24 protein-coding genes and 1 tRNA gene are annotated in these 24,079 nt (G+C 67.3%); 14 read left to right on the forward strand and 11 right to left on the reverse strand.

Annotation, left to right across the window (positions count from 1 at the left end; translation table 11 throughout):
• Window positions 1-12: 12 nt before the first annotated feature.
• The 4 genes from BM002_RS15095 to BM002_RS15110 all read left to right on the forward strand — a co-directional run bounded on the left by BM002_RS15095 (window position 13) and on the right by BM002_RS15110 (window position 4,758).
• Window positions 13-1,788 (forward strand): IlvD/Edd family dehydratase, encoded by a 1,776-nt coding sequence (locus tag BM002_RS15095; protein WP_092782983.1) that lies wholly within the window; start codon window positions 13-15, stop codon window positions 1,786-1,788.
• Window positions 1,789-1,890: 102 nt separating this feature from the next.
• Entirely contained in the window at window positions 1,891-2,739 is an 849-nt protein-coding gene (locus tag BM002_RS15100) for a fumarylacetoacetate hydrolase family protein (RefSeq protein ID WP_092782986.1), read from the forward strand.
• A complete protein-coding gene (locus BM002_RS15105) occupies window positions 2,732-3,688 on the forward strand; it encodes a 2-hydroxyacid dehydrogenase (RefSeq protein ID WP_092782989.1) in 957 nt (318 codons plus the stop codon). The genes BM002_RS15100 and BM002_RS15105 overlap by 8 nt, the downstream gene beginning before the upstream one ends.
• A complete protein-coding gene (locus BM002_RS15110; protein ID WP_092782992.1) occupies window positions 3,673-4,758 on the forward strand; it encodes a mandelate racemase/muconate lactonizing enzyme family protein in 1,086 nt (361 codons plus the stop codon). The genes BM002_RS15105 and BM002_RS15110 overlap by 16 nt, the downstream gene beginning before the upstream one ends.
• Window positions 4,759-4,830: 72 nt before the next feature.
• On the opposite strand, the gene BM002_RS15115 is transcribed toward BM002_RS15110, so the two are convergent.
• Together BM002_RS15115 and BM002_RS15120 are read right to left on the reverse strand one after the other, a co-directional pair.
• Window positions 4,831-5,973 (reverse strand): acetoin utilization protein AcuC, encoded by a 1,143-nt coding sequence (locus BM002_RS15115; protein ID WP_092782995.1) that lies wholly within the window; start codon window positions 5,971-5,973, stop codon window positions 4,831-4,833.
• Entirely contained in the window at window positions 5,957-6,460 is a 504-nt protein-coding gene (locus BM002_RS15120; RefSeq protein ID WP_092782998.1) for a glutathione peroxidase, read from the reverse strand. Before BM002_RS15120 ends, BM002_RS15115 begins: the two co-directional genes overlap by 17 nt.
• A 101-nt stretch (window positions 6,461-6,561) precedes the next feature.
• On the opposite strand from BM002_RS15120, the gene BM002_RS15125 reads away from it, so the two are divergent.
• From BM002_RS15125 to modC, 5 genes are read left to right on the forward strand one after another with little or no spacing between them, the layout of a single operon-like run.
• Window positions 6,562-6,963 carry a DUF1178 family protein gene (locus tag BM002_RS15125; protein WP_092783001.1) on the forward strand — a complete coding sequence of 134 codons (402 nt, stop codon included), beginning with the start codon at window positions 6,562-6,564 and terminating at the stop codon, window positions 6,961-6,963.
• Window positions 6,963-7,589: an SDR family NAD(P)-dependent oxidoreductase gene (locus BM002_RS15130; protein WP_092783004.1), complete on the forward strand. Its 627-nt coding sequence runs from the start codon at window positions 6,963-6,965 to the stop codon at window positions 7,587-7,589. Before BM002_RS15125 ends, BM002_RS15130 begins: the two co-directional genes overlap by 1 nt.
• Entirely contained in the window at window positions 7,573-8,316 is a 744-nt protein-coding gene (gene modA, locus BM002_RS15135; RefSeq protein WP_245749284.1) for a molybdate ABC transporter substrate-binding protein, read from the forward strand. Before BM002_RS15130 ends, modA begins: the two co-directional genes overlap by 17 nt.
• The gene (modB, locus tag BM002_RS15140) at window positions 8,313-9,005 is read left to right on the forward strand and encodes a molybdate ABC transporter permease subunit (RefSeq protein WP_092783007.1); all 693 of its coding nucleotides are present in this window, start codon (window positions 8,313-8,315) and stop codon (window positions 9,003-9,005) included. The genes modA and modB overlap by 4 nt, the downstream gene beginning before the upstream one ends.
• Window positions 9,005-10,054, forward strand: coding sequence for a molybdenum ABC transporter ATP-binding protein (modC, locus tag BM002_RS15145; protein WP_092783010.1), 1,050 nt, complete (start codon window positions 9,005-9,007; stop codon window positions 10,052-10,054). Before modB ends, modC begins: the two co-directional genes overlap by 1 nt.
• Window positions 10,055-10,059: 5 nt before the next feature.
• Here modC and BM002_RS15150 read toward each other — a convergent pair whose 3' ends face one another.
• Together BM002_RS15150 and BM002_RS15155 are read right to left on the reverse strand one after the other, a co-directional pair.
• Window positions 10,060-10,572: a DUF2244 domain-containing protein gene (locus BM002_RS15150; RefSeq protein WP_092783013.1), complete on the reverse strand. Its 513-nt coding sequence runs from the start codon at window positions 10,570-10,572 to the stop codon at window positions 10,060-10,062.
• The gene (locus BM002_RS15155) at window positions 10,572-12,245 is read right to left on the reverse strand and encodes a cytochrome c oxidase subunit I (RefSeq protein WP_092783016.1); all 1,674 of its coding nucleotides are present in this window, start codon (window positions 12,243-12,245) and stop codon (window positions 10,572-10,574) included. The genes BM002_RS15150 and BM002_RS15155 overlap by 1 nt, the downstream gene beginning before the upstream one ends.
• 301 nt (window positions 12,246-12,546) lie before the next feature.
• On the opposite strand from BM002_RS15155, the gene BM002_RS15160 reads away from it, so the two are divergent.
• Window positions 12,547-13,464 (forward strand): hypothetical protein, encoded by a 918-nt coding sequence (locus tag BM002_RS15160; protein ID WP_092783019.1) that lies wholly within the window; start codon window positions 12,547-12,549, stop codon window positions 13,462-13,464.
• Between the two features lie 56 nt (window positions 13,465-13,520).
• Here BM002_RS15160 and lipB read toward each other — a convergent pair whose 3' ends face one another.
• Window positions 13,521-14,162, reverse strand: a complete 642-nt coding sequence (lipB, locus tag BM002_RS15165) for a lipoyl(octanoyl) transferase LipB (protein ID WP_092783022.1) — start codon at window positions 14,160-14,162, stop codon at window positions 13,521-13,523.
• 3 nt (window positions 14,163-14,165) lie between these two features.
• Window positions 14,166-14,951, reverse strand: coding sequence for a LytTR family DNA-binding domain-containing protein (locus BM002_RS15170; protein WP_175484925.1), 786 nt, complete (start codon window positions 14,949-14,951; stop codon window positions 14,166-14,168).
• A gap of 123 nt (window positions 14,952-15,074) precedes the next feature.
• Between BM002_RS15170 and BM002_RS15175 the strand changes: the two genes are divergently transcribed.
• On the forward strand, window positions 15,075-15,575 hold the full coding sequence (locus BM002_RS15175) for a DUF2306 domain-containing protein (protein WP_092783028.1): 501 nt from the start codon (window positions 15,075-15,077) through the stop codon (window positions 15,573-15,575).
• A 94-nt stretch (window positions 15,576-15,669) separates the two neighbouring features.
• Window positions 15,670-15,756, forward strand: a tRNA-Leu gene (locus tag BM002_RS15180).
• A 61-nt stretch (window positions 15,757-15,817) separates the two neighbouring features.
• Here BM002_RS15180 and BM002_RS15185 read toward each other — a convergent pair.
• The 5 genes from BM002_RS15185 to pepN all read right to left on the reverse strand — a co-directional run bounded on the left by BM002_RS15185 (window position 15,818) and on the right by pepN (window position 22,219).
• A complete protein-coding gene (locus BM002_RS15185) occupies window positions 15,818-16,807 on the reverse strand; it encodes a hypothetical protein (RefSeq protein ID WP_092783031.1) in 990 nt (329 codons plus the stop codon).
• A 96-nt stretch (window positions 16,808-16,903) separates the two neighbouring features.
• Window positions 16,904-17,896, reverse strand: a complete 993-nt coding sequence (locus BM002_RS15190; protein WP_092783034.1) for a hypothetical protein — start codon at window positions 17,894-17,896, stop codon at window positions 16,904-16,906.
• A 62-nt stretch (window positions 17,897-17,958) separates the two neighbouring features.
• A complete protein-coding gene (locus tag BM002_RS15195) occupies window positions 17,959-18,831 on the reverse strand; it encodes a 1-acyl-sn-glycerol-3-phosphate acyltransferase (RefSeq protein WP_092783037.1) in 873 nt (290 codons plus the stop codon).
• Window positions 18,832-18,953: 122 nt separating this feature from the next.
• The gene (locus BM002_RS15200) at window positions 18,954-19,685 is read right to left on the reverse strand and encodes an SDR family oxidoreductase (protein WP_092783040.1); all 732 of its coding nucleotides are present in this window, start codon (window positions 19,683-19,685) and stop codon (window positions 18,954-18,956) included.
• The gene (gene pepN, locus BM002_RS15205; RefSeq protein WP_092783043.1) at window positions 19,682-22,219 is read right to left on the reverse strand and encodes an aminopeptidase N; all 2,538 of its coding nucleotides are present in this window, start codon (window positions 22,217-22,219) and stop codon (window positions 19,682-19,684) included. The genes BM002_RS15200 and pepN overlap by 4 nt, the downstream gene beginning before the upstream one ends.
• 116 nt (window positions 22,220-22,335) lie before the next feature.
• Between pepN and BM002_RS15210 the strand changes: the two genes are divergently transcribed.
• Both BM002_RS15210 and BM002_RS15215 read left to right on the forward strand, forming a co-directional pair.
• Window positions 22,336-23,853: an FAD-binding domain-containing protein gene (locus BM002_RS15210; RefSeq protein ID WP_092783046.1), complete on the forward strand. Its 1,518-nt coding sequence runs from the start codon at window positions 22,336-22,338 to the stop codon at window positions 23,851-23,853.
• Window positions 23,853-24,008, forward strand: a complete 156-nt coding sequence (locus BM002_RS15215; RefSeq protein ID WP_092783049.1) for a DUF2256 domain-containing protein — start codon at window positions 23,853-23,855, stop codon at window positions 24,006-24,008. The genes BM002_RS15210 and BM002_RS15215 overlap by 1 nt, the downstream gene beginning before the upstream one ends.
• Window positions 24,009-24,079: the final 71 nt, after the last annotated feature.

The following is a 24,079-nucleotide window of genomic DNA, read 5'->3' on the forward strand; positions in this document are numbered from 1 at the left end:
GATGAGCGTGCGATGACCAAACTCCGTTCCCGCCTGTGGTTCAACAACCCCGACAACCGCGAGATGACGGCCCTCTATCTGGAGCGGTATCTGAACTATGGCCTGACGCGGGAGGAATTGCAGGGCGACAAGCCAATCATCGCGATTGCCCAGACCGGGAGCGACCTGAGCCCCTGCAACCGCCACCACATCGAGCTGGCCAAGCGGGTGCGCGACGGCATCATCGAAGCGGGGGGCGTCCCGCTGGAGGTGCCGGTCCATCCGATCCAGGAGACGGGCAAGCGGCCCACGGCCTCGCTCGACCGGAACCTGGCCTATCTGTCGCTGTCCGAGACGCTGAACGGCTATCCGCTGGACGGGGTCGTCCTGATGATCGGCTGCGACAAGACCACGCCCGCGCTGCTGATGGCGGCGGCGACGGTCAATATTCCGGCCATCGCGCTGTCGGTCGGACCCATGCTGAACGGCTGGTTCAAGGGGCAGCGGACCGGGTCGGGCACCATCGTCTGGAAGGCGCGCGAATTGCACGCGGCGGGCGAGATCGACGATGCGGGCTTCATGGAGATCGTGGCCTCGTCCACGCCGTCGGTCGGCTATTGCAACACCATGGGCACGGCCACGACGATGAATTCGCTGGCCGAAGCCCTGGGGATGCAGCTGCCGGGGGCGGCGGCGATTCCCGCGCCCTACCGCCAGCGGGGGCACATCAGCTATCAGACGGGACAGCGGATCGTGCAGATGGTGCACGAGGACATGAAGCCGTCCGACATCATGACGCGCAAGGCTTTCGAGAATGCCATCGTGGTCAATTCGGCCATCGGGGGGTCGACGAATGCGCCCATCCACCTCAACGCCATCGCGCGGCATATGGGCGTGCCGCTCGATAACGATGACTGGCAGGCCCTTGGGCTGAAGATCCCGCTTGTGGTCAACCTGCAACCGGCGGGCGAATACCTGGGTGAAGACTACTATCATGCGGGGGGCGTGCCCGCCGTCACGGGGCAATTGATCGAAGCGGGGCTGCTGCCGCATCCCGATGCGATGACGGTGAACGGCAAGACCATGGGCGAAAATTGCGCGGGCCTGTCGTCGGCCCTGCCGGATGTCATCAAGCCCATCGATGCGCCGATGAAGGCGGATGCGGGGTTCCTGAATCTCAAGGGCAACCTGTTCGACAGCGCCATCATGAAGACGAGCGTGATTTCCCCGGAGTTCCGCAAACGCTACCTGTCGGACCCCGACGATCCGGAGGCTTTTGAGGGGCGGGCGATCGTCTTTGACGGCCCCGAGGATTTCCACCTGAAGATCGACGATGAAACCCTTGAAATCGATGATGATTGCATCCTGATTATGCGGGGGGCGGGGCCCATCGGCTATCCGGGGGCCGCCGAAGTCGTGAACATGCGGCCACCGTCCTACCTCATCAAGAAGGGTATCTCGGCCTTGCCGTGCATTGGGGATGGCCGCCAGTCGGGCACATCGGGCAGCCCGTCGATCCTGAACGCATCGCCCGAGGCTGCGGCGGGCGGGGGCCTGGCCCTCGTGGCGACGGGCGACCGGCTGCGCATCGATCTGGGCCGGGGCACGGCGAACATGCTGGTGGAGGAGTCGGTGTTGGCCGAACGGCGCGCCGCCCTTGGCCCGCGCCCCTTCACCCCCGAGAGCGAGACACCCTGGCAGGAGATTTTCCGGGACCGGGTCGAGCCGCTGTCCGACGGCATGATCCTGCGCGGGGCCGACAAATATCGTGGCACCGCCCAGAAGGGTGTGCCGCGCGACAACCACTGACATCAGGACGACGATATCGCGCCGGTCGCGGATCGCGGCCCGCCCATCTGCAAAGTCCTTCGATTACAGTCGGGGGGACACGAAAATCCAAGGAGAGACCCCATGAAACTTTGCCGCTTCGGTAAACCCGGCCACGAGAAACCCGGCATGATCGACCACAACGGCGATCTGCGCGACCTGACCGGCGTGGTCGAGGATATCGCGCATGAAGCGCTGTCGGATGCGACGCTGGAGATACTCCGCAAGACGGACCCGATGGCCCTGCCCAAGGTCGACCGCCCGGTGCGGTTCGGCCCCTGTGTGAGCGGCGTGGGCAAATTCCTGTGCATCGGGTTGAATTATTCCGACCATGCCGCCGAAACCGGCGCGGCGATCCCCGAGCATCCGATCCTGTTCCACAAGGCCACCAGCGCCATCGTCGGGCCGGATGACGACGTGGTGATGCCGCGCGGATCGACGCACACCGATTGGGAGGTCGAGTTGGGCGTGGTGATCGGAACGCGGTGCAAATACGTCAGCGAGGAGGACGCGCTGGATCACGTGGCGGGCTATTGCGTCGTCAACGACGTGTCCGAGCGGCATTTCCAGACCCAGCTGACCGGACAGTGGACCAAGGGCAAATCCTGCGACACCTTCGGGCCCATCGGCCCCTGGCTGGTCACCCGCGACGAAGTTGGCGATCCGCAGAACCTCGCCATGTCGCTGGATGTGAACGGCAAGCGGATGCAGACCGGGAACACGTCGACCATGATTTTTACCGTGGCCCAGTGCATCAGCCATCTGAGCCAGTTGATGACCCTGCATCCGGGCGACATCATCACCACGGGCACCCCGCCGGGCGTCGCCATGGGGATGAAGCCCGCGCCGGTCTATCTGAAGGCGGGCGATGTCATGGAACTGACCATCGAGGGACTGGGCGAGCAGCGTCAGGAGGTGCGGGCCGATGACTAAGACGAAACTCCTCCAGATCGGGGACATCACCGACCGGATGCGCGACGCCCTGTCGCCGTCCTTCGACATTGACGTGCTGTTCGCCCAAGGCGACCGGGCCGCGTTTCTGGCCGCCCACGGGGCGGATTACCCCGCCATCCTGACCAACGGTCATTGGGGCGTGCCCGAGGACGTGGCCGCCGCGACCCCGAACCTGAAGGTCGTGTCATCCTATGGTGTGGGCTATGACGGCATCGACGCCGACGCCTATGCCGCGCGCGGCATCAAGGTGGCGCATACGCCCGACGTCCTGAACGACGAGGTGGCGGATACCTTCGTGATGCTGTGGCTGGCCGTGTCGCGGCAGCTGATCCCGTCGGACCGGCACGCCCGGTCGGGCAAATGGGAGAGCGAGGGGAATTTCCCGCTGACCCGTTCGGTGCAGAACCGTCGAGTCGGCATTCTGGGCCTGGGCCGCATCGGCCAGACCATCGCGGACCGCTGCGCGGCGTTCGGCGCGGACATCCACTACCATTCCCGCACGCCCAAGGATGTGCCCTACACCTATCACGACAGCGCCCTTGGCTGCGCCGCGGCGGTCGAGGTTCTGGTGGCGATCACGCCCGGCGGGCCGTCGACCAAGCACATGGTCAACGCCGAGGTGCTGGAGGCGCTTGGCCCCGACGGGTTCTTCATCAACGTGGCGCGCGGCTCGGTCTGTGACGAGGCGGCTTTGGTCAAGGCCCTGCAGGACGGCAAGATCGCGGGCGCGGGTCTCGATGTGTTCGAGGAAGAGCCGAAGATCCCGGATGCGCTCAAGACGATGGACAACGTCGTCCTGACACCCCACGTCGCCTCGGGCACCCACGAGACGCGGCAGGCCATGGGCGATCTGGTGGTGGCCAACCTGAAGCAATGGCTGGACGACGGGTCGGTCAAGACACCGGTGCCCGAATGTCGGCACCTGTAATCACCTCAGTGGCGGCGCGTCTGTACGACGTGCCGCTGGACGAGGTGCTGGTGGACGCCAAGCATGGCGATCATACGCATTTCCAGCTGGTGACCTGCGCGATCACCACGTCCGACGGGCTGTCGGGCACCGGCTATACCTACACCGGCGGCAAGGGTGGCACGGCGATCCTGGCGATGATCCGCGACGATCTGGCGCCGATGCTGACCGGGCAGGTGGCGGATGCGGCGGTGCTCTATGATGCAATGCAATGGCATGTGCATTACGTGGCGCGCGGCGGTATCGCGTCCTTCGCCATCTCCGCCGCAGACATCGCGCTCTGGGATCTGCGTGGCAAGCGCGAGGGGCAAAGCCTCGTGCAGATGGCGGGCGGTGTGTCGGACCGCTGCGGGGCCTATGCCGGCGGCATCGATCTGGGCTTCGATCTGCCCAAGCTCCTGACCTCGGTCGAAGGATATCTGGAACGCGGTTTCGACGGGGTGAAGATCAAGGTGGGCCGCCCCGACGATCAGGCCCGCGCCGCCGCCGTGCGAAAGCTGATCGGCGATGACCGGGCCTTCATGGTCGACGCGAATTATTCCCTGACCGAAAGCGAGGCCATCGACGCCGCCAGGGGCTTCATGGATCTCGGCATCCTGTGGTTCGAGGAACCGATCATCCCCGATGACTACGCGGGCTATGCCCGGATCCACGCGGCAACCGGCTGCCCCCTCGCCATGGGTGAGAACCTGCATACGGAACACGAGTTCGGCTATGCCCTGGCCCAGTCGAACCTGGCCTTCCTTCAACCCGACGCCAGCAATTGCGGCGGCATCACCGGCTGGCTGCGCGCCGCCGCGATGTGCCGGGCTGCGGGCCTTCCGGTCTGCTCGCACGGAATGCAGGAACTGCATGTGAGCCTCGTGTCCGCACAACCGAACCCCGGCCTGATCGAGGTCCACAGCTTTCCCATCGACCGCTACACAACCCGCCCGCTGGTGGTCGAGGAGGGCAAGGCCCTGGCCCCATCAGACCCGGGTATCGGCGTGACCTTCGACTGGGACCGCCTTGGGCCGTTTACCCACCATTAAGGTTAACGCGCGCGTCCCTGTTTCTTCTCGGCCCAAATATCCCGGGGGTCCGGGGGCTGGCCCCCGGCGCCCTCAACCCATGCCCGGACCCCGCCGGATGCGCGCTGCCAACGTGGCGACGCGGTCCTGAACCTCCCCCCGGATCGGTCCTGTCCGGGGCGCATCGCGCAGGGTGGTGAACCAATGCTCCGGCGGGTTCTTTCCCCGCGAATTGCCGTCGAACCGCAAGCCGCGAAGGACCGCCTCGGCCTCGGGGGGCAAACGCTCCGGGACGTCCTGCCCCGACAGAACGGCCCAGGCCCCGGTCCAGAGCCGACCGACCGACCAGGGATTATAGCCGCCCCCACCCAGCAGGAGGAACCGCGGCGCCATCTCCATCAGCCGTGCCACGACATCCCAATGCGCATTGTTGGACAGCGACAGGCGCGACAGGGGGTCTTCGTCGACCGCGTCGGCACCGCATTGCAGGACGATGGCGTCGGGGGCGAAGGCCTCGACCGCGGGCAGGATCACGCGGTCGCGGGCCAGGGCGAATTCGCTGTCGTTCAGCCCGCGCGGCAGGGGCAGGTTGAAGGTCTGGCCGATGCCTGCGTCGGTCAGCGCGCCGGTGAACGGCCAGCGTTTCTCTTCGTGGGTCGAGATCAGTAGCGTGTCGGGATCATCGGCAAACGCATGTTCGACGCCGTCCATGTGATGCGCGTCGATGTCGACATAGGCCACCCGCTGCGCCCCGTTGCGGCGCAGGGAGATGACGGCCAGCACCGCGTCGTTGAGATAGCAGAAACCATTCGCCCGGTCCGGCATCCCGTGGTGGGTGCCGCCGCCGGGATTGTGGACGCGGCCGCCGTGGCGCAGCAGTTCGCCCGCCAGAAGGGAGCCGCCGGCCCCGGTGGCGGGGCGGCGGAACATCTCGGGGAAGACCGGGTTCGCGGCAGAGCCGAGGCCGTGCCGTTCGCGGGTCGCCTCATCGACGGTCTGGCTGGCTTCGGCCCGTTGCAGCGCCGCGAGGTAGGCGGGGGTGTGCCAGACCGACAGGGCTGCCGGGCGCGCCCGGGGCGAACTGCGGAACCGTGCGGGCGGCAACCAGCCAAGCGCGCGGCTCAGGTCCAGCACGGTCGACACGCGCGGCACCCGCAGGGGGTGCCACTGGCCATAGCTGGACCCGCGATAGATTTCGGAGCCCAGAAGCAGCGGCAGGTCAGTCAGGAAGGACATCCTCGATCGCGCGGATCAGGCGCGGGGCGTCGGGGCGGGTCGACGCCCTCTCGAACGCCACAAGCGCGCCGCCGGGGGCCAGCAGCGCCTTGTTGAAGTTCCAGTTCGGCACCGCCCCCTGATCCTTCAGCCAGGCATAGAAGGGGTGCGCGTCGGGTCCGGTCACGGCGGTGATCGTCGTCATCGGGATGGTGAGGCCATAGTTGACCTCGCAGAAGTCCGCGACCTCTGCCTCGGTCGCCAGTTCCTGCGCGAAGTCGTCGGATGGGACGGCAACAACCGTCAGACCCCGGTCGCCATAGCGGTCCTGCAAGGCCTGAAGGCCCGCGTATTGATCGGTGAAGCCACAGAGCGAGGCGGTGTTGACCACAAGGACCGCGCGGTCCGACAGATCGGACAGGTCGAGCGTCCCGCCCTCCAGCGCCTCGAATTCGAAGGCGGCCGCGGGCAGGGCGGTCAGGGCAAGGATGGCGAGAGTCCGGATCATGTCACGAAGGGTAGCGGCCGCAGCGCGTCAATCAAGGGGCGGTCTTGCGCGGGGCGCAAATCCCCTTAGGTTGCTCAGGTAGATAACGACATGGGCAGAAGATGATCCGCTATTCGCTCAAATGTTCCGAAGGTCACGCCTTCGACAGCTGGTTTCAGTCGGTCGATGCCTATGACCGGCTTGTTTTGGCGGGCATGGCGACCTGTGCCGTCTGCGGCTCCAAGGACGTGGAGAAGGCGTTGATGGCCCCCAAGGTCGGCGGCAGCCTGAGCGCCCCCGCCTCGGACATGGAAGCGCGGGTCGCAAGCCTGCGCGCCAAGGTCGAGGCCGAGGCGACCTATGTCGGCAGCCGCTTCGCCAGCGAGGCGCGGGCGATCCACGAGAGCGGGGCCCCCGACCGCCCCATCTATGGCGAGGCGAACGGGGCCGAAGTGAAGGCCTTGCTGGAAGACGGCATCCCGGTCGCGCCGCTTCCCTTTATCCCCAAATCGCGGGCCAATTGATGCGGGCGCTTGTCACGGGCGCGTCACGCGGGATCGGGGCCGCGCTGGTCACCGAGGGGCAGGCGCGCGGCTATGAGGTCTGGGGAACGGTCCGGGCGGGCGAGGGGCTGCTGCTGGATGTCACCGATGCGGCGGCCCAAGCGCGCGTCGCGGCCGAGGTCGGGCCGCTGGACCTGCTGGTCTGCAATGCGGGCGTCTATCTCGACAAGGGCCTGGGGCTGTCGGACCTGACCTTTGAGGGGTTGCAGGAGACGTTTGCGGCCAATGTCGCGGGCGTGGCCCTGACGGTGCAGGCGCAGTTGCGCAACCTGTCGCCGCGCAGCCGGGTGGCGATCATCTCGTCCCGGATGGGGTCGTCGACGGCGGTCGCGGGCAACGCCTTTGCCTACCGCGCATCCAAGGCGGCGGCGCTGAACCTGGGGTTGAACTTGGCGCAGGCCTTGCGGGATCATGGCGTCGCCGTGGGCATCTATCACCCCGGTTGGGTGCAGACCGACATGGGCGGGGCCGAGGCCGAGGTGACTTCCCCTGCGTCGGCGCGCGGCCTCTGGGACCGGTTCGAGGCGCTGGACATGGCCCGGACCGGCGTTTTCGAGGATTATCGGGGGCGTGCCCTTGCGCCCTGATCCGACGCGGCGCGGCCTTCTGCTTGCAGGAAGTGCCGCGCTTCTGGCCCGGCCTGCCCGGGCCGCGCCGGATGCTCTGGTGGTGATGGCCGCTGCCTCCCTCAAGCCTGCGTTGGACGAAATCGCGGCGACCTGGCCCGACCCTGTGGCGCTGGCGTACGGCGGCAGCGGAGCCATCGCGCGGCAGATAGCGGCGGGCGCGCCTGCGGATGTGGTTTTGCTGGCGGCGACCGACTGGATGGATTGGCTGGTGTCGCAGGGGGCGGTGGAGGGCGCCGCGCGGTCGGTGGCCGGAAACCGGCTTGTCATGGCGGGGACGCCGGGCGGAGGGCCCGTCTGTCTGAGCGCCGCGGCGGTACTGGCGCGGCTTGGCACCGGCAGGTTGGCAATGGGGGACCCGATGTCGGTGCCCGCCGGGCGCTATGGTCAACAGGCGCTGGAGACATTGGGCATCTGGGCCGCGCTGTCGGAGCATCTGCTCATGACCGACAACGTCCGCGCTGCGCTGGCCTATGTCGCGCGGGGCGATGTGCCCCTCGGTCTGGTCTATGCCTCGGACGCCCGGGGGACGGGGGTCGAGGTGGCCGCCGAAATTCCCGCTCCGACCCACGCGCCGATCGTCTATCCCGCGGCGCTGGTACGCGGGGCGCGGCCGGGTGCGGCGGATCTGCTGGCGCACATCGCGGGGTCGCAGGCCATCTTTGCCGCCCACGGCTTCGCCGCGTGATCGACCTGCCGCCAGAGGCCTGGGAGGCGCTGGCCCTGTCGCTGCGCGTCTCGGTGGTGGCCACGGTCCTGTCGCTGCCGCTGGCGCTGTGGGTCGCGCATCTGCTGGCCCGGCGGCAGTTTCGCGGCAAGGGGTTGGTCGATGCGGCGATCCATCTGCCGCTGGTCCTGCCGCCGGTGGTGACGGGCTATGCGCTGCTGCTGCTGTTTTCGCGCGCCGGACCCCTGGGTGCGGTTCTGGAGCCCCTGGGCCTGTCGCCCGCGTTCCGCTGGACCGGGGCCGCGATTGCGGCGGCGATCATGGCCTTTCCGCTCATGGTGCGCGCGATCCGCCTGGCCATCGAGGCGGTCGATCCCAAGCTGGAGGAGGCGGCGGCGACCCTGGGCCTGTCGCCCGCGCGGGTCTGGTGGCGCGTCACCCTGCCCATGGCCCTGCCGGGGGTGCTGGCCGGGGTGACCCTGGGCTTTGCCAAGGCGTTCGGGGAGTTCGGCGCGACCATCACCTTCGTCGCCTCCATCCCGGGCGAGACGCGGACGCTGCCCGCCGCCATCTATGCCTTCCTTCAGGTGCCGGGCGGCGCGCCGGGCTTGCGCGGGCTGGTCTTGATCGCGGTTGCGGTGGCGGTGGGCGCGGTGCTGCTGTCGAACTGGCTGGCCCCGCGCGTGGCGGCCCGGGTGGGCGGGCGCTGATGCTGGAGGTCTCGGTCCAGCGCCGGGCGGGCGATTTCACCCTGGACGTCGCCCTCGAGGCCTCGTCCGGCGTGACCGCCGTCTTCGGACCTTCGGGGGCGGGCAAGACGACGTTGGCGCGGTGCGTTGCGGGGCTGGCGCGGCCCGATGCGGGGCGGATCGTCCTGAATGGAAGGGTTCTGTTCGACGGGACGACGGACCTTGCCCCGCATCGGCGCGGGATCGGCTACGTCTTTCAGGAGGCGCGGCTGTTTCCGCATCTGGACGTGCGTGGCAACCTGATGTTCGGCGCACCGCGCGGGGAGGAGGCGGGGCCGGTGGCCGAGATGCTGGGGATCGCCGACCTGATGGACCGACGCCCTGCTGGCCTGTCGGGGGGCGAGGCGGCGCGGGTCGCCATCGGGCGGGCGTTGCTGAGGCAGCCGGAGCTTCTGATCCTGGATGAGCCGCTGGCCGCACTGGATGCGCGGCGCCGTGCCGCGATCCTGCCCTGGCTTGGCCGGGTGCGGGAGGCGGGTGTGCCGATCCTCTATATCTCCCATGCCATCGAGGAGGTGGCGCGGCTGGCCGATACGCTTGTCCTTCTGCGCGACGGGGCGGTGGTGCGCGCCGGGCCGCTGGCCGAGGTTCTGTCCGATCCGGTGGCGGCGGCCCTCATGGGGCCATCGCAGGCGGGCGCGGTGCTGGAAGGCGTGGTGACGGCCGTGGCCGACGGGTTGGCGGCGGTCGAGACCCCGGCGGGCGTGCTGCATGTGCCGGGCGGCGAGGTCGGTCAGCGGCTGCGCATTCGCATCCGGGCCGAGGATATCATCGTCGCAACCGCGCGGCCCGAGGGCGTGTCGGCCCTGAACGTCCTGCCCGCCGTGGTCGAGGCGGTGCAACCGGGGCAGGGACCGGGTGTGATGCTGCGCCTTCGGGCGGGCGAGGGCGCGCTTCTGGCGCGGATCACACGCCGGTCGGCGGAGCGGCTGTCGCTGGCCCCCGGGGTCGCGGTCTGGGCCATCGTGAAGACATCGGGCGTCGCGCGCGCCGATGTGGGCGGCGGCTAAGGCCGTTATTTCAGGCGACCCAGAGCGCCCAGCAGGTTGTGTTCGAGCGTGCGGCGTTCTTCCGGTGTGAGGAACGCGCCGATTTCGACCGTGCGGGGGCCGCCTTCGAGGGTCAGGTAATCCTCGATCTGGCCGACCTTTTCGTGACGCGTGATGCGCACCCAATAAGGGTTCGCCTGCCAGTCGCGCCGGGTGCCGTCGGGGTCGATGCGGACCAGCCGGGCGATGTCGGAGGTGAGCGTCAGCGTCTCGAGGATGTCACGGTCGCGCCAGTTCCGCTTGAGCGAGAACCACAGCAGGCCGATCACCCCGAGGGCGAAGGGCAGGATCCCCCAGAGCGCCTTGGTGCCCAGAAGCCCGAGGATCGGCAGGGAGATGAGCGTCAGGCTGGCCCCGACGACCCAGACGAAGCCGTTGCCCGTCAGGGATTGGTGGGGCCAAAGCTCCACCTCATAGCGAGAGGCCCCGGACTTCGCCGGGGCCTCGTGCAGCGTGTCGTTGACAACGCGGTAGGGCATCAGTGACCCGGTTGCTTGTCCCACATGTCGCGCGTGGGAAGCTGCTCGAAGGTGTGCTCCGGCGGCGGGTTGGGCAGGGTCCACTCCAAGGTGTCCGCATGCTCGCCCCAATAGGCCTCTTCCTCGACCTTGCGACCGGCGAAGACGGTGTAGGCCACGATGCCGATGAAGAACAGGAACGAGGCGAAGGACAGGAAGGCGCCCCAGCTCGACACTTCGTTCCACATCGCGAAGGCGTCGGGATAGTCGATATAGCGGCGCGGCATGCCCTGACGGCCCAGGAAGTGCTGCGGGAAGAAGGTGATGTTCGCACCGATGAAGAACGTCCAGAAGTGCAGCTTGCCTGCCCATTCGGGATACTGGCGGCCCGACATCTTGCCGATCCAGTAGTAGACGCCGGCGAAGATGCCGAAGACCGCACCGAGCGACATCACGTAGTGGAAGTGCGCCACGACGTAGTAGGTGTCGTGATAAACGCGGTCGATGCCGGCCTGCGACAAGACGATGCCGGTGACGCCGCCCACGGTGAACAGGAAGATGAAGCCGATCGCGAAAAGCATGGGCGTCTTGAAGGTGATCGAGCCGCCCCACATCGTGGCGATCCAGCTGAAGATCTTCACCCCCGTCGGCACCGCGATGATCATCGTGGCAACCATGAAATAGGCCTGCTGCGACAGCGACATGCCGACGGTGTACATGTGGTGCGCCCAGACGACGAAGCCCAGACCACCGATGGCGACCATCGCATAGACCATCGGCAGGTAGCCGAAGATCGGCTTCTTGGAAAAGGTCGAGACGATGTGGCTGATGATGCCGAAGGCGGGCAGGACCACGATGTAGACCTCGGGGTGACCGAAGAACCACAGAATGTGCTGATAGAGGACGGGGTCGCCGCCACCGGCCGGGTCGAAGAAGGTCGTCCCGAAGTTCCGGTCGGTCAGCAGCATGGTGATCGCGCCGGCCAGCACGGGCAGGGCCAGAAGGATCAGCCAGGCGGTCACGAAGATCGACCAGGCGAACAGCGGCACCTTGTGCAGGGTCATCCCCGGCGCGCGCATGTTCAGGAACGTGGTGATGATGTTGATCGCGCCCAGGATGGACGAGGCCCCCGACACGTGCACCGCGAAGATGGCGATGTCGGTGGAATAGCCCGCTTCGGTGGTCGAGAGTGGCGGATAGAGGACCCAGCCGATGCCCGATCCGGTCTGGCCGTTGCCGCCGGGAACGAAGACCGACAGGACCGCGAGCGAGGTGCCCGCCACGAACAGCCAGAACGACAGGTTGTTGAGGCGCGGGAAGGCCATGTCCGGTGCACCGATGTGCAAGGGCATGAAGTAGTTGCCGAAACCGCCGAAGAGCGCCGGGATCACGACGAAGAACATCATTAGGATGCCGTGGCCCGTGATCAGCACGTTCCAGAGGTGGCCGTTAGGGGTACATTCGCCCGCGGCCGCGGCGGTGATGCGCGCGCCCTCCAGACACATGTACTGGACACCGGGGTCCATCAGCTCGAGCCGCATGTAGACGGTGAAGGCAACCGAGATGAACCCGGCAAAGCCCGACACCAGCAGATAGAGAATACCGATGTCCTTGTGATTGGTGGACATGAACCAGCGGGTGAAGAAGCCGGGCTTCTCGTGCTGGTCGTGTCCGGAGATGGCGGCGTCTGCCATGCGGTCGCTCCCGTGACTTGGTCGATTCTGGTGCGGGCAATTCCCCGCTCAGGGGCTTTCTAGCCATCGTGCCTTCGGGGAGCAACGGCACAAGAGGTCGCAATCAGGGCGAAATCGCACGAAATCGATATGACCCGGGGTCGAGATGCAGTCACAGTGGACATATCCGGGCATATGGGCAAAGCGTCACACAGTAGAACAGTATTGACGATTTTCGATCCAGGTTTGCCATTTTTCTGCCTGACCTCGGGCGCGGTCGGCGCCGAAACCGTCGCCATCGACTTTGGATGGAGACCAGGCCTTGAACAGTTTCACCTATGACATCAGCGGCGGCGGTGTGACCGTGCGCGTGACCGTGACCGAAATCGACGGCGATTTGCGCTTCGATCTTGACGTGCTGGAGATCAGCGGGACGATCGGCGACCTGAACGCGCTCTACCTCGACATTCTGGACGAGTCGCTGCTTGACGGTCTCAGTGTCGTAGGTGCCGACGTGACCGGAACGGCCTTCGATGCCAATTCGGTCACCAAGATCGACAATTTCACCACGATCAAGGGCGAGGTTCTCAAGGAATTCGGGGCCTTCGACCTTGGCGTTCAGTTCGGGACCCAGGGCATCGGCAAGGACGACATCCAGTCTGTGTCCTTCGTTCTGACCCATGAGAGCGAGGCGCTGACGCTGGATCTGTTCATCGGGCAGGACACCGCGGCGCGTCTGACATCGGTCGGTGAAATTGATGGCTCACGGGACCGATCGCTCAAGATCGGCGGCGTGGCCGATCCCATCGACTTGCCCGATGACGATGGTCCCATTGTCGACGAACCGCCGGTAGAAGAGGACCCGGTCGGGGAGGACGACCCGATCATCGAGGAGCCGCCGGTGGAGGAGGAGCCGGTCGGGGAAGACGGACCTATCGTGGAAGAACCGCCGGTGGAGGAGGAGCCGGTTGGGGAGGATGATCCGATCATCGAGGAGCCGCCGGTCGAGGAGGAGCCCACCGACGATGTCATCCTGGGTGAAGATGTGCCCGCCGACGACGAATTCGTGTTTGTGGACGATACGCCGGTCGATGAAGGCCCCGCAGATGCCGATGTCCCGGAGGTGGTGATCGGCGAGGAGCCGGAGATAATCATCGGCGAAGACCTCGTCTTCGATGAGGAATGGCTGATCGGCGAGGGCCCGATCCCCGAGTACGGCGCCGACGACATCATCGGCTGATACGGCCCGCCCCGGACGACCATCAGGTGTCCGGGGCGGTGCACAGGTGGCCGATGTCACGTCCAGGGCGAGGTGCGTTTGAGCGCCGCATCCAGATCGTCCATCGTTACCGGCAGGCCCAGATCGACCAGCGAGGTGACGCCGTGCCCGGTGATGCCGCAGGGGACGATGCCGTCGAAATGGCCGAGGTCCGGCTCCACGTTGATCGACAGGCCGTGAAAGCTGACCCATCTGGACAGGCGGATGCCGATGGCGGCGATCTTGTCGTCGCGCATCGTCCCGTCGGGCAGGGGGGGCTTGTCGGGCCGTTCGATCCAGACGCCGACGCGGCCCTCGCGGATGTGGCCGGTCAGGCCGAACTCGGCCAGCGTCGCGATGACCCAATGCTCCAGCGTCTTGACGAAGGCCCGCACGTCGCGGCCCCGGCTGCCGAGGTCGAGCATGGTATAGGCGACCCGCTGACCCGGCCCGTGATAGGTGTATTGCCCGCCCCGCCGCGCCTCGAACACCGGGAAGCGGTCGGGGTCGCGCAGATCCTCGCGCCGGGCCGACGTGCCCGCCGTGTAGAGCGGTGGATGTTCCAGCAGCCAGATCGCCTCGGTCGCGGTGCCGGACTGAATGGCGGCAACCCGTGCCTGCATTTCGGCCAGGGCCGTTTCATAGGCCACAAGGCCGGAGGAGGTGAGCCAGTCGACCATCGGTTACCGGGGCAGCAGCCCTGCCTCCCGGATCGCGGCCAGGTTGGCGCGGCTGACGGAGATTTCGGGACCATGCCGCAGGGTCAGGACCGCCCGGTCCCCCTCGCGGCGGGCGGCGGTTACCTGGTCCAGCGCGACCCAATGGGAGCGGTGCACCTGTAGCCCCGCCACGTTGCCCGTCTCGCGCAGGGCGTCGGACAGCCGCATGAGCACCAGTTCTTCGCCCTTGTCCGTGCGGATGCGAACATAGTGATCCTCGACCGAGACGGAGACGAGCGCGCCGCGCTTCTCGAGCGGTAGGCGGTCCAACAGTGTCGGCGGCTTCGCAGCAGATTTGCCCGATGTGGTGGTGGACCGGGCCATTTCACGGTCGATGACGTCCAGCACCAACGTGACGACGACAGTGATCAGGATGACCGTGCCCGCAAGGGGCAGTACCGCGCCCCGGTGCGGAATATAGCCCAGGATCGCGGCGTTGATCGCCATGACGCCGAAAGTGATCGCTACCCCGGCCACGGCACCGGCACATGCGCTGGCAAGCCACGGGCCGACGAGGCTCCCCAAGACCTGCCGCACTGGCGGCACGATCAGGAAAGCGATCCCGTAGCTGCTGACCGTGTGGGTCAGCCAGAACGCCGCGCGGGGCAGGGGGCGCAGCAGGGCGTCCGTCTCGAAGGGGCCGAGTGCGGCCAGGACGACCGCGATTCCCAACAGCACGACCCAGGTTGCGGGGCGGGCGAATTGCCCCCGCATTTCGCGAAGCGTGGATGGTGGGAGGATGTCAGGCACGAAGCGCTCCGGGTGATTGGCGCAGCCGGTGTTGAGACGGTGCGGCACGTCCCCGATTGGGTAACCAATGGGCCGCCGCTTGCCAAGCCCGGCCCTGAACAGCCTTCGCCAAGGGAGATTTCCATGACCCTGACCCCGCTTCCCGACCTGCCGATTTACCTCGACATTCATATCCTTGCCGCGATGCTTGCCCTCGTCCTCGGGCCGGTGGCGATCTATCCCAAGCGACGGGACCGGATGCACCGGCTGGTTGGCTATGTCTGGTTGTCGGCGATCGTGGTCACGGCGGTCTCCTCGTTCTGGTTGCAGGACTTCGCGATTATCGGCCCGCTCGGCCCGATCCATGTCTTCGCCTTCCTCGCCCTCTGGGGTGTCTGGGACGGGGTGCGCATGGCGCGTGCACGCAATTTCGCGGGCCATTCCGAAACCCTGCGCAGTCTGTATTGGAACGGACTGATCCTTGCGGGATTGTTCGTTTTCCTTCCCGGCCGACGGCTGAATCGCGCGCTGTTCCCGGAGGCCCCGGAACTCGGCTGGCTCATCGTTGGTCTGGGCGTCTCGATCCTTGCGTGGCGGGCGTTGCGGCGACGCGCGGATGCGCCGATGCGGAGCGAACGGGCGTGATGCGGGGCGTATCGGCTTTTTCGCGGGCAGGGTGCAAAACCCCCTTTCCTTTCCCCGCAACCGCCGCTATCCCGCGCCTGTCCGAAGGCGGCTTGCGGTCGTGGCGGAATTGGTAGACGCGCAGCGTTGAGGTCGCTGTGGGGTAACACCCGTGGAAGTTCGAGTCTTCTCGACCGCACCACGCCCTTGGACATCGGAACCGCCGCCCTTCTGGGCGGCGGTCTGCGTTCGGACCCTTGGGATCAGGCCTTGGCAGGCAGCCCGCAGCGCTGGCGCAGATCGATCCAGCCTTCGGTCGGATCTTCGCCCAGATAGCCAAGCGGCAATGCCATAGGGACCGGGCCGATGGCCGCGACATGGGGTTTGGCCCGCTCGATCCTGTGGAGCAGGGCCCAGAGGATCGCGAACTGGTTGTGGGCGAACTGGCGGTCGGCCTTGTCTTCGGGGGCGCTGTCCGGCCCCTCGGCCTTCAGCGTGCGCCAGAAGAGCCCGTCCAACCCGTCAAGATCGGCGAGATAGGCGTTGTCCTGCATCTTCTCACGGAACCGTGCGGCAATCGCGGCATCGTCGCCCATGGCCACATACCAGAGCCAATCCTCGATATGCCCGCGCGCGACGAGGCCCAGGTAGGCGGCAGAGGGCAGAGGGTCGATGGCGCGGGCCACGGCCTCCCACATCTGGGCCTGATTGCCGTGCCATTTGCGTTGCAGGTCGGTGATCCGGTGCAGATCGGCGGTCAGGCAGCGGTCGGAGCAGGCGTCGAGCCGCTCGGACAGAAAGGCAAAGCGCGCGCGGTCGCCGCCCAGCCCGGTGTTCGCCCGGATCAGCCAGCCCCAGACGCAGGGGTCGTCGGGTTGGGCGTTGCTGGACGCGACAAGGCGGCGTTCCGCGTCGGCTAGCCGGGCCTCCATCCGGGCCAGAGCCTCGGGCGGAACATCGTCGCCGCGCAGATCGCCGCGTTCCCGAAAGGCCAGGGTCACCTGCATTCCGCCCAGAACGGCCTTGGCTTCGGCGGTGTCGCGATCGACGGAGAGATCGCGGTCCAGTGGCCAGACCATGCCGAGGCCATGAACCATCTGGGCGCGGGCTTGCGGGGCCTGCTCCGCATAGAGGCGTCCCAGACCGGACCAGTCGCCCGCGCGCATCATCGCCTCGGCTTCGGCACCTCTGGCATGGCCCTCGAACGGGTCGAACCCGGTGCTGCGGGGGAAGATGCGGGACAGAAAGGACATGACGCGGAATCCGGACAAGGAAGGGTCCTTCGAAATTGCATCAAATTCGGGCGGTTCCGGGGCAGCAGGGCGGTCGATTGTTCACCGGTCGGTCGTTCAACCCCCGCGAAGGGGCGGCATCATCGCAAGATTGCGAACGGAATTCAGGTCTTTCAGCCGAACCATGCCACCCCAACACATGTGCATCGGAACGGCGTCGATCTCCCGAAGATGCGGCACCAGATGGCCGCCTTCACCGATCTGCGCCAGAAGCGCCGCGATCATGTTCCGGCCGTATCGCTGCGCCGCGTGGTGTGACGGGCCTTCGGCGGCGGAGCGGTCCAGAAACCTCTGGCTCAGTGCGACGATCTCGGCCCGGAAGGCGGGCGTGGTGATCTGGGCGCGATAGCGTTTCTGCACGGCCTTGTCGGGTTCGCGGTTCAGAAACCAATAGATGTCTTCCAGATGTGCGCAGGCGATCAGGCCCAGCCACCCGGAGGCAGGAAGCATCGCCGTCTGGTCCGTCACATAGCGCCACATTGTGGCCTGCGACCCGCCCATCGTGCGGCGCAGGGACATCAGATGCAGATGCGCGGCCATCAGGCTGGGTGGGGCGCATCGGTCCAGACCGTCGGCCAGTTCGGCCATTTCCTCCTCCGGGGCCTTCAGAACGCTGGCGCAGAGCAGGCGCCAGCCCCAGAGGTCCGGCAACCCCGGCCGGGTCGCATCGGCGCGTATCAGCAGGCCCATGGCCCGCTCGGCCACGACGGTCAGGAGGGCCTCGATATCGTCGCCCACGGTGGTGACCTTCGCCGTGCGCGGCACATCGACGGTCCGCAAAAGCCACGCGGCCAGAAGGCAGCCCATGACGAAATCGCGGTCCGGGTCCTGTTCGACCGAAGGTTCGGGCAGGGGATGGTCCAAGGGCAAGCTCTGGAGGAGGGCCACCATCCACTGGATGCGCCCGTCCGCTGTCATCTCGGTCAGATGCGGGGCAATTGCGGGCAGATCGTCGGCCAGAACGGCTTCGACGCCGTTCCCGACGCGGTCCAGACCCTCGGTCGGGTCGCACATCACGGGCGCGCGGCCCCCGAACAAACCTTTGAACATCGGACCCCTCGGCCAAGCTGCGACGACAGCCTAGCCCGGTCGCACCGGTGCGGACAAGCGGATCAGGCCGGGTGGCTGCGCCAGCCGCGCACTCCGGGGCGGTTGTCCACCAGCTTGATCTCGCCCCCGCGCTCGGAGCCTTGGCGCAACGTCGCCTCGCGCAGGACCTCGATCCCGGCATTGGCGTCCCTGGGCAGGCTGGCCCCGTCGATGGGGCGACCGAAGCTCAGGTGATAGGGCTGCACATCCTTGTTCAACGTCTCGTGGAACAGGGTGATGTCGCGCAGGGTCGGGTGCAGGGCGTCGAAGCTGTAGAACATCGCCGAGTTGCGCGACCGGATGTGCAGTGGAATGACCGGCAGCTCGAACTTGCGCGCGATCATGGCGGCGCTGGCCATCCAGGGGCGTTCATGCAGGCGCAGGCCGCGCCGCTTGGCAAGGCGACCACTGGGGAAGATCACGCCGAGGCGACCGGCCTCCAGCGCGGTGCGGGTCTGCTGCATCGTCTCGCGGGTCTTGGCCACGGTCCGCTTCTCTTCGCGCCATTCGACCGGAACGATGATCTGCCGGAATTGCGGCAGGACCCGAAGGATGTCGCTGTTGGCATAGTAGAACGCATCGGGCCGCCGCTTGAGCAGCTGGTCCTGCAGGATGATGCCGTCGGCGATTCCGGTCGGATGGTTCGCCACGATCAGGGCGGGGCCGTCCGTGGGCACATTGTCCAGCCCGTCGACGGTCACCCGCCGGGCGATGCGCCGCGCGAGGTCGGCCATGATATCCTCGACCGGCAGATCCAGATAGGATGTCCCGATCTCGACGCAGCGCTCATAGGCCAGAAGGCGATTGAGAACGGCCTTGGCGGCACGGTGGTGAATCGCGCCGTCGAAAAGCCAGGGGGCCCGTTCGGCAATCAGCGGGTCAAGACGGTCGCGCATGGCGCATTCTCACCAGAACTACGTGTCGGCCCTGTGACGGTCGACTTTATCACTGCATTAATTATAGGCGGCTGCGGGAATTATCCATGGGCGAATGCCATATCGGGGTCGTCTTCGGCGACTCAACGCCCACCCGACACGTCTAGAATGCCGTCCGTCACATAGCTGGCCGCGTCGCTCAGCAGCCACAGAACCGCTTGCGCCACCTCCTCCGCGGTGCCCGCGCGGGCCAGAGGCACGCTCGGGGCGAGGGCCGCGACGCGGTCGGGTTGGCCGCCCTTGGCGTGGATCTCCGTATCGATGATGCCGGGGCGCAGCGCGTTCACGCGGATGCCCTCCGGTGCCAGTTCCCTGGCCAGTCCCTTGGAGAACACTTCCAGCCCGCCCTTGGTCGCGGCATAGTCGACGTATTGCCCCGCGCCGCCGTGTTTGGTCGCCGCCGAGGAGATGTTGACGATGGACGCGCCGGTTTTCATCCGCCGCGCGGCCAGTCCCGCGACAAGGATCGGCCCCGTCAGGTTGACCGCCACCATCCGGGCCACGCGCTCGGGGGTGAAGTCGGCCACGCGGGCGGCCTGATCGACCATGCCCGCGTTGTTGACCAGCCTGTCGAGGCGGTCGAAGGCCGCGTCGAAGCCGTCGAACAATTGCGCCGGGCCGTCGGGCGCGCCGAGGTCCGCCTGTATCACGGCGACCCTTGCGCCAGCGTCGCGGCAGGTCTGCGCCACAGCCTCGGCCCCGGCGCTGTTGGAATTGTAGTGCAGGGCCAGATCGTGGTCGGGGGCCGCCATCCGGGCGACGGCCGCCCCGATCCCCGAGGAGGCGCCGGTGACCAGAAGGATGGGCCGGCTCATGCCAGCATTCGCGCGACCATCTCGCCCAGATCGCGGCTCAGACCCTCGGTCCCGGCCATGCGGTCCAGCTGGGTACGGATCAGGTCCTGCCGGTCGGCGTCAAAACGCCGCCAGCTGTCGAAGGCGGTGGACATGCGGGCGGTCGTCTGCGGATTGGCCTTGTCCAGCCGCAAAAGCCAATCGGCGAGGAAGGCATAGCCGGCCCCGTCCGCCCGGTGAAAGCCCGCCGGATTGCCCGCCGTCAGACCGCCGATCACGGCGCGGAAGCGGTTGGGATTGCCCGGGTCGAAATCGCGGTGCGCCGTCAGCTTGCTGGCCACGTCCACGGCATCGTTCGGGGCGGCATGGGCGACCTGGGCCATGAACCATTTGTCCATGACAAGGCGGTCATGCTGCCAATCGGCCTCGAACCGGGCGGCGACCTCGGTGTCGCCCGCATCGAGCACGCAGGTGAAGGCCGCCATCCTGTCGGTCATGTTGTCTGCCGCGTCATAGGCGGCGCGCGCCGCCGCCCCGCCGTCGAGCAGGGTCTGGAGTCGCAGGAGCGTGGCGGAGAGGCTGCGTTTGCCCGCGTCTTCGGCCCGGGGATCATAGGCACCGGGTGTCGCGCAGGCGGCGCGCAGGCCCGGCAGATCGCTTGCCAGACGCGTGGCGATGGCATGGGACGCGGCCCGGCGCGCGATGTAGATCGCGTCGGGGTCGGGCACCACGCCGGAGCCGTGGAGCGAGGCGGCCAGGTCGTCCTCGGACGGCAGGGCCAGCGCCAGGGCGCGGAAGGCCGGGTCGGCGTCCGCATCTGTGGCAAGGGTGGCGACCGCGTCGATCCAGCCCGCGTCGAAGCCCGCACCTTCGGCGACGGCGCGCATCAGCCGGTCCTTGGCCAGCGCGCGGCCCGCCTCCCACCGGGTGAAGGGGTCGGTGTCATGGGCCAGAAGGATCAGCCGGTCGGCGTCGGACTGCGCGAACTCCAGCACGACGGGGGCGGAAAAGCCGCGCAGCATCGACAGGACCGGCTTCTCGGGCAGGTTGAAGGACAGGCGCGCGGCCCGGTCGGTCATCTCGAACACATCGGTGGGGCGGATTTCCGTGCCCGTCGCATCGAGGAGGCCGTAGGCCAGCGGCAGCGTCATGGGCGACTTGTTCGTCTGGCCCGGCGTGTCAGGGACGGTCTGTTTCAGATCAAGGGTATAGACGCCGTTGTTAAAGTCCTCGGTCACGGTCAGGCGGGGCGTGCCGGCCTGCCGATACCAGAGCATGAACTGGCTCAGGTCGCGGCCCGTCGCCTCGGCAAAACAGGCCAGCCAGTCTTCGATGGTGCAGGCCTGACCGTCGTGCCGTTCAAAATAGAGCGCCACGCCAGCATCGTAGCCCTCGGCCCCGACAAGGGTCCGCAGCATCCCGATAACCTCGGCGCCCTTTTCATAGATGGTGGCGGTGTAGAAATTGTTGATCTCGACAAAGCTTTCGGGCCGGACGGGGTGGGCCAACGGGCCCGCGTCCTCGCGGAACTGGCGGGCGCGCAGGGTCATGATGTCGCCGATGCGCTGCGTGGCGAAGCCCCTGGCGTCCTGGCTGAACTGCTGATCGCGGAAGACGGTCAGACCCTCTTTTAGGCAAAGCTGAAACCAGTCGCGGCAAGTGATGCGGTTGCCCGTCCAGTTGTGGAAGTATTCATGGGCCACGATCCGCTCGATATTGGCGTAATCGGCGTCGGTGGCCGTCTCGGGCGAGGCCAGGACATAGCGGGAGTTGAAGACGTTGAGGCCCTTGTTCTCCATCGCGCCCATGTTGAAATCGTCGACGGCCACGATGTTGAATACCGACAGGTCGTAGGCCCTGCCATAGACCTTCTCGTCCCAGAGCATCGACCGCTTGAGGGCGTCCAGCGCATAGCTCGTCCGCCCCTCGTCACCCGGGCGGACCCAGACGTTGAGCGCGACGTCGCGCCCCTCGGAGGTGGTGAAGCTGTCGGACGTGGCGACCAAGTTGCCCGCGACCAGCGCAAAGAGATACGTCGGCTTCGGCCAGGGATCGTGCCACCGTCCCGCGCCCTTTTCGTCGCCGTTTGACAGAAGGACGGGCAGGTCCGCCTCGATCTCCACGTCATAGGTCGCCATGACGTCCGGGCGGTCCAGCATCCAGGTGATGCGGCGAAACCCCTCGGCCTCGCATTGGGTGCAGTACATCCCGTTCGACATGTAAAGACCGGACAGGGCTGTATTGTCCTGCGGCGCGATCTCCACCTCCGTCTCCAGAAGGAAGGCGTCGGGCAGGTCGGTCAGGATCATCCGGTCGCCGTCGATCCGGGGGGTGATCGCCGTGCCGTCGATGGCCACGGAAATCGTCTTGAGCCCTTCGCCGTCCAGCACCATGTCGCCCGGACCTTGCCGGGCGCAGGTCAGGCGGGCCTGCACCCGCGTCGCCTTGGGGTCCAGCCGGAACGACAGGTCCACATGGGTCACCGTCACCGGCACCGGGGCATAGTCGCGCAGGTAGATGGTCTGGTTCGACTGGTCGGGGGCGGCGTCGCGCATGGGTGTCTCCTTCGGGCTTCGCGGGCGACGCTACGGCGGTGCGGCGGCGGCTGCCACCCCCGAATTGCTGCGCAGGGGCCCTTGACCCGGGCGGCGCGCGCTCGACATTGCGCAGCATGTCTCAGCCCGTCACGATCCTCTGGTTCAAGCGCGATCTGCGCAGCGCCGATCATCCGGCGCTGGCCTCGGTTCAGGGGCGGGTGATCCCGCTTTATATCGCCGAGCCGGAGGTCTGGTCCGCGCCGGACGCGGCGGCGCGGCACTGGCGTTTCGTGGCCGAGAGCCTGACCGAGCTGCGCGCCGACCTGGCCACCCGTGGCACCCCGCTGGTGGTGCGACAGGGAGAGGCCGTGGCCGTGCTGGAGGCCTTGCGGCAGGCCCATCCCCTCCACCGTCTGGTCAGCCATCAGGAAACCGGGCTCATGCCGACCTGGCAGCGCGACCGGCGGGTGGCAGACTGGGCGCGGTCGCACGGCATCCAATGGGATGAACCGATCGACAGCGCGGTGTTCCGGCGACTGGGCAATCGCGACCTGTGGTCTGGGCGGCGCGATGCCTTCGTCCGGGCCACGCGGGCAGAGCCGCCTGCACGGCTGTCGGGGCCGATCGTCGAGCCGGGCGACATTCCCGACGCCCGCGACCTGGGCCTGCCCTTCGACCCCTGTCCAGGGCGGCAAGCGGGCGGGCGGCAGGCGGGGCTGTCGCTTCTGGGTGGCTTCCTGGCCGAGCGGGGGCGCAGCTACCGCGCCGACATGTCGTCGCCCGTTGCGGGCGAGGTCGCCTGTTCCCGGATCAGCCCGCATCTGGCCTGGGGCACGCTGTCGGTGCGCGAGGTGCATCAGGCGACGGCGGCGCTTCTGGCCGAATTGCGCGCCGAGGGCGGGCAGGGGGAGTGGGCGCGGTCGATGTCGTCCTTCCTGTCGCGGCTGGCCTGGCGGGATCATTTCACCCAGAAGCTGGAGGACTTCCCCGCCCTCGACAGCCGCCCGATGCACCCCGCCTTTGCCGATCTGCGCGCGTCTGCGGCAGGGCAGGCGGAGCTGACCGAACGGCTGGAGCGGTGGTCGACGGGGCAGACGGGTCTGCCATTTGTCGATGCCTGCATGCGATATGCGCGGGCGACCGGATGGCTGAATTTTCGGATGCGGGCGATGGTGCAATGCGTGGCGTCCTATCACCTCTGGCTGGATTGGCGCGATACGGGGCCGGTTCTGGCCCGGCTCTGGACCGACTACGCGCCGGGCATCCATTGGTCGCAGGTGCAGATGCAATCGGGCGTCACGGGCATCAACCAGCTGCGCATCTATAACCCCGTCAAGCAGGGACAGGATCAGGATCCGACGGGGATCTTCACCCGCAAATGGGTGCCCGAGTTGCGCGACGTGCCCGATGCGGCCTTGCAGCAACCCTGGGAGATCGGCGGGGTCCGCCGCTATCCCGCGCCGCTGGTCGATGTGGCCCTGGCCGCCCGCGCCGCCCGCGAGCGGATGGCCGCGGCGCGGCGACACCCCGGGTTTCGCGAGGACGCCTTGCAGGTCTATGAGCGGTTGGGGTCGCGCAAGGCGCCGCGCGAACGGGTGCGCGGCATCCGCAAGACCCCGGCGGACGCACGGCAAGGGGAGTTCGGCTTCTGATGGCGCGGATGGTGCGAAAGGGCGATCTGCCCACCAAGACCTGTGCCACCTGCGGGCGGCCTTTCACCTGGCGCAAGAAATGGGCGAAAGTCTGGGATGAGGTGCGATATTGCTCGGATCGGTGTCGTTTGACCCGAACCGGTAAGAAATCCTGACCACATCCTGTTGCCGATCGGAAACCTGCGCGTTAGATCGACGACAGTATACAATGACCCCTCGCCATGCC

The sequence above is a fragment of the Jannaschia pohangensis genome, assembly GCF_900113875.1.
Lineage (GTDB): Bacteria > Pseudomonadota > Alphaproteobacteria > Rhodobacterales > Rhodobacteraceae > Jannaschia > Jannaschia pohangensis.

Coding starts and splice junctions, on each gene's coding strand:
- BM002_RS15095 (WP_092782983.1), top strand. CDS start 13: ATGACCAAACTCCGTTCCCGCCTGTGGTTCAACAACCCCGACAACCGC.
- BM002_RS15100 (WP_092782986.1), top strand. CDS start 1,891: ATGAAACTTTGCCGCTTCGGTAAACCCGGCCACGAGAAACCCGGCATG.
- BM002_RS15105 (WP_092782989.1), top strand. CDS start 2,732: ATGACTAAGACGAAACTCCTCCAGATCGGGGACATCACCGACCGGATG.
- BM002_RS15110 (WP_092782992.1), top strand. CDS start 3,673: ATGTCGGCACCTGTAATCACCTCAGTGGCGGCGCGTCTGTACGACGTG.
- BM002_RS15115 (WP_092782995.1), bottom strand. CDS start 5,973: ATGTCCTTCCTGACTGACCTGCCGCTGCTTCTGGGCTCCGAAATCTAT.
- BM002_RS15120 (WP_092782998.1), bottom strand. CDS start 6,460: ATGATCCGGACTCTCGCCATCCTTGCCCTGACCGCCCTGCCCGCGGCC.
- BM002_RS15125 (WP_092783001.1), top strand. CDS start 6,562: ATGATCCGCTATTCGCTCAAATGTTCCGAAGGTCACGCCTTCGACAGC.
- BM002_RS15130 (WP_092783004.1), top strand. CDS start 6,963: ATGCGGGCGCTTGTCACGGGCGCGTCACGCGGGATCGGGGCCGCGCTG.
- modC (WP_092783010.1), top strand. CDS start 9,005: ATGCTGGAGGTCTCGGTCCAGCGCCGGGCGGGCGATTTCACCCTGGAC.
- BM002_RS15150 (WP_092783013.1), bottom strand. CDS start 10,572: ATGCCCTACCGCGTTGTCAACGACACGCTGCACGAGGCCCCGGCGAAG.
- BM002_RS15155 (WP_092783016.1), bottom strand. CDS start 12,245: ATGGCAGACGCCGCCATCTCCGGACACGACCAGCACGAGAAGCCCGGC.
- lipB (WP_092783022.1), bottom strand. CDS start 14,162: ATGGTCGACTGGCTCACCTCCTCCGGCCTTGTGGCCTATGAAACGGCC.
- BM002_RS15175 (WP_092783028.1), top strand. CDS start 15,075: ATGACCCTGACCCCGCTTCCCGACCTGCCGATTTACCTCGACATTCAT.
- BM002_RS15185 (WP_092783031.1), bottom strand. CDS start 16,807: ATGTCCTTTCTGTCCCGCATCTTCCCCCGCAGCACCGGGTTCGACCCG.
- BM002_RS15190 (WP_092783034.1), bottom strand. CDS start 17,896: ATGTTCAAAGGTTTGTTCGGGGGCCGCGCGCCCGTGATGTGCGACCCG.
- BM002_RS15195 (WP_092783037.1), bottom strand. CDS start 18,831: ATGCGCGACCGTCTTGACCCGCTGATTGCCGAACGGGCCCCCTGGCTT.
- BM002_RS15200 (WP_092783040.1), bottom strand. CDS start 19,685: ATGAGCCGGCCCATCCTTCTGGTCACCGGCGCCTCCTCGGGGATCGGG.
- pepN (WP_092783043.1), bottom strand. CDS start 22,219: ATGCGCGACGCCGCCCCCGACCAGTCGAACCAGACCATCTACCTGCGC.
- BM002_RS15210 (WP_092783046.1), top strand. CDS start 22,336: ATGTCTCAGCCCGTCACGATCCTCTGGTTCAAGCGCGATCTGCGCAGC.
- BM002_RS15215 (WP_092783049.1), top strand. CDS start 23,853: ATGGCGCGGATGGTGCGAAAGGGCGATCTGCCCACCAAGACCTGTGCC.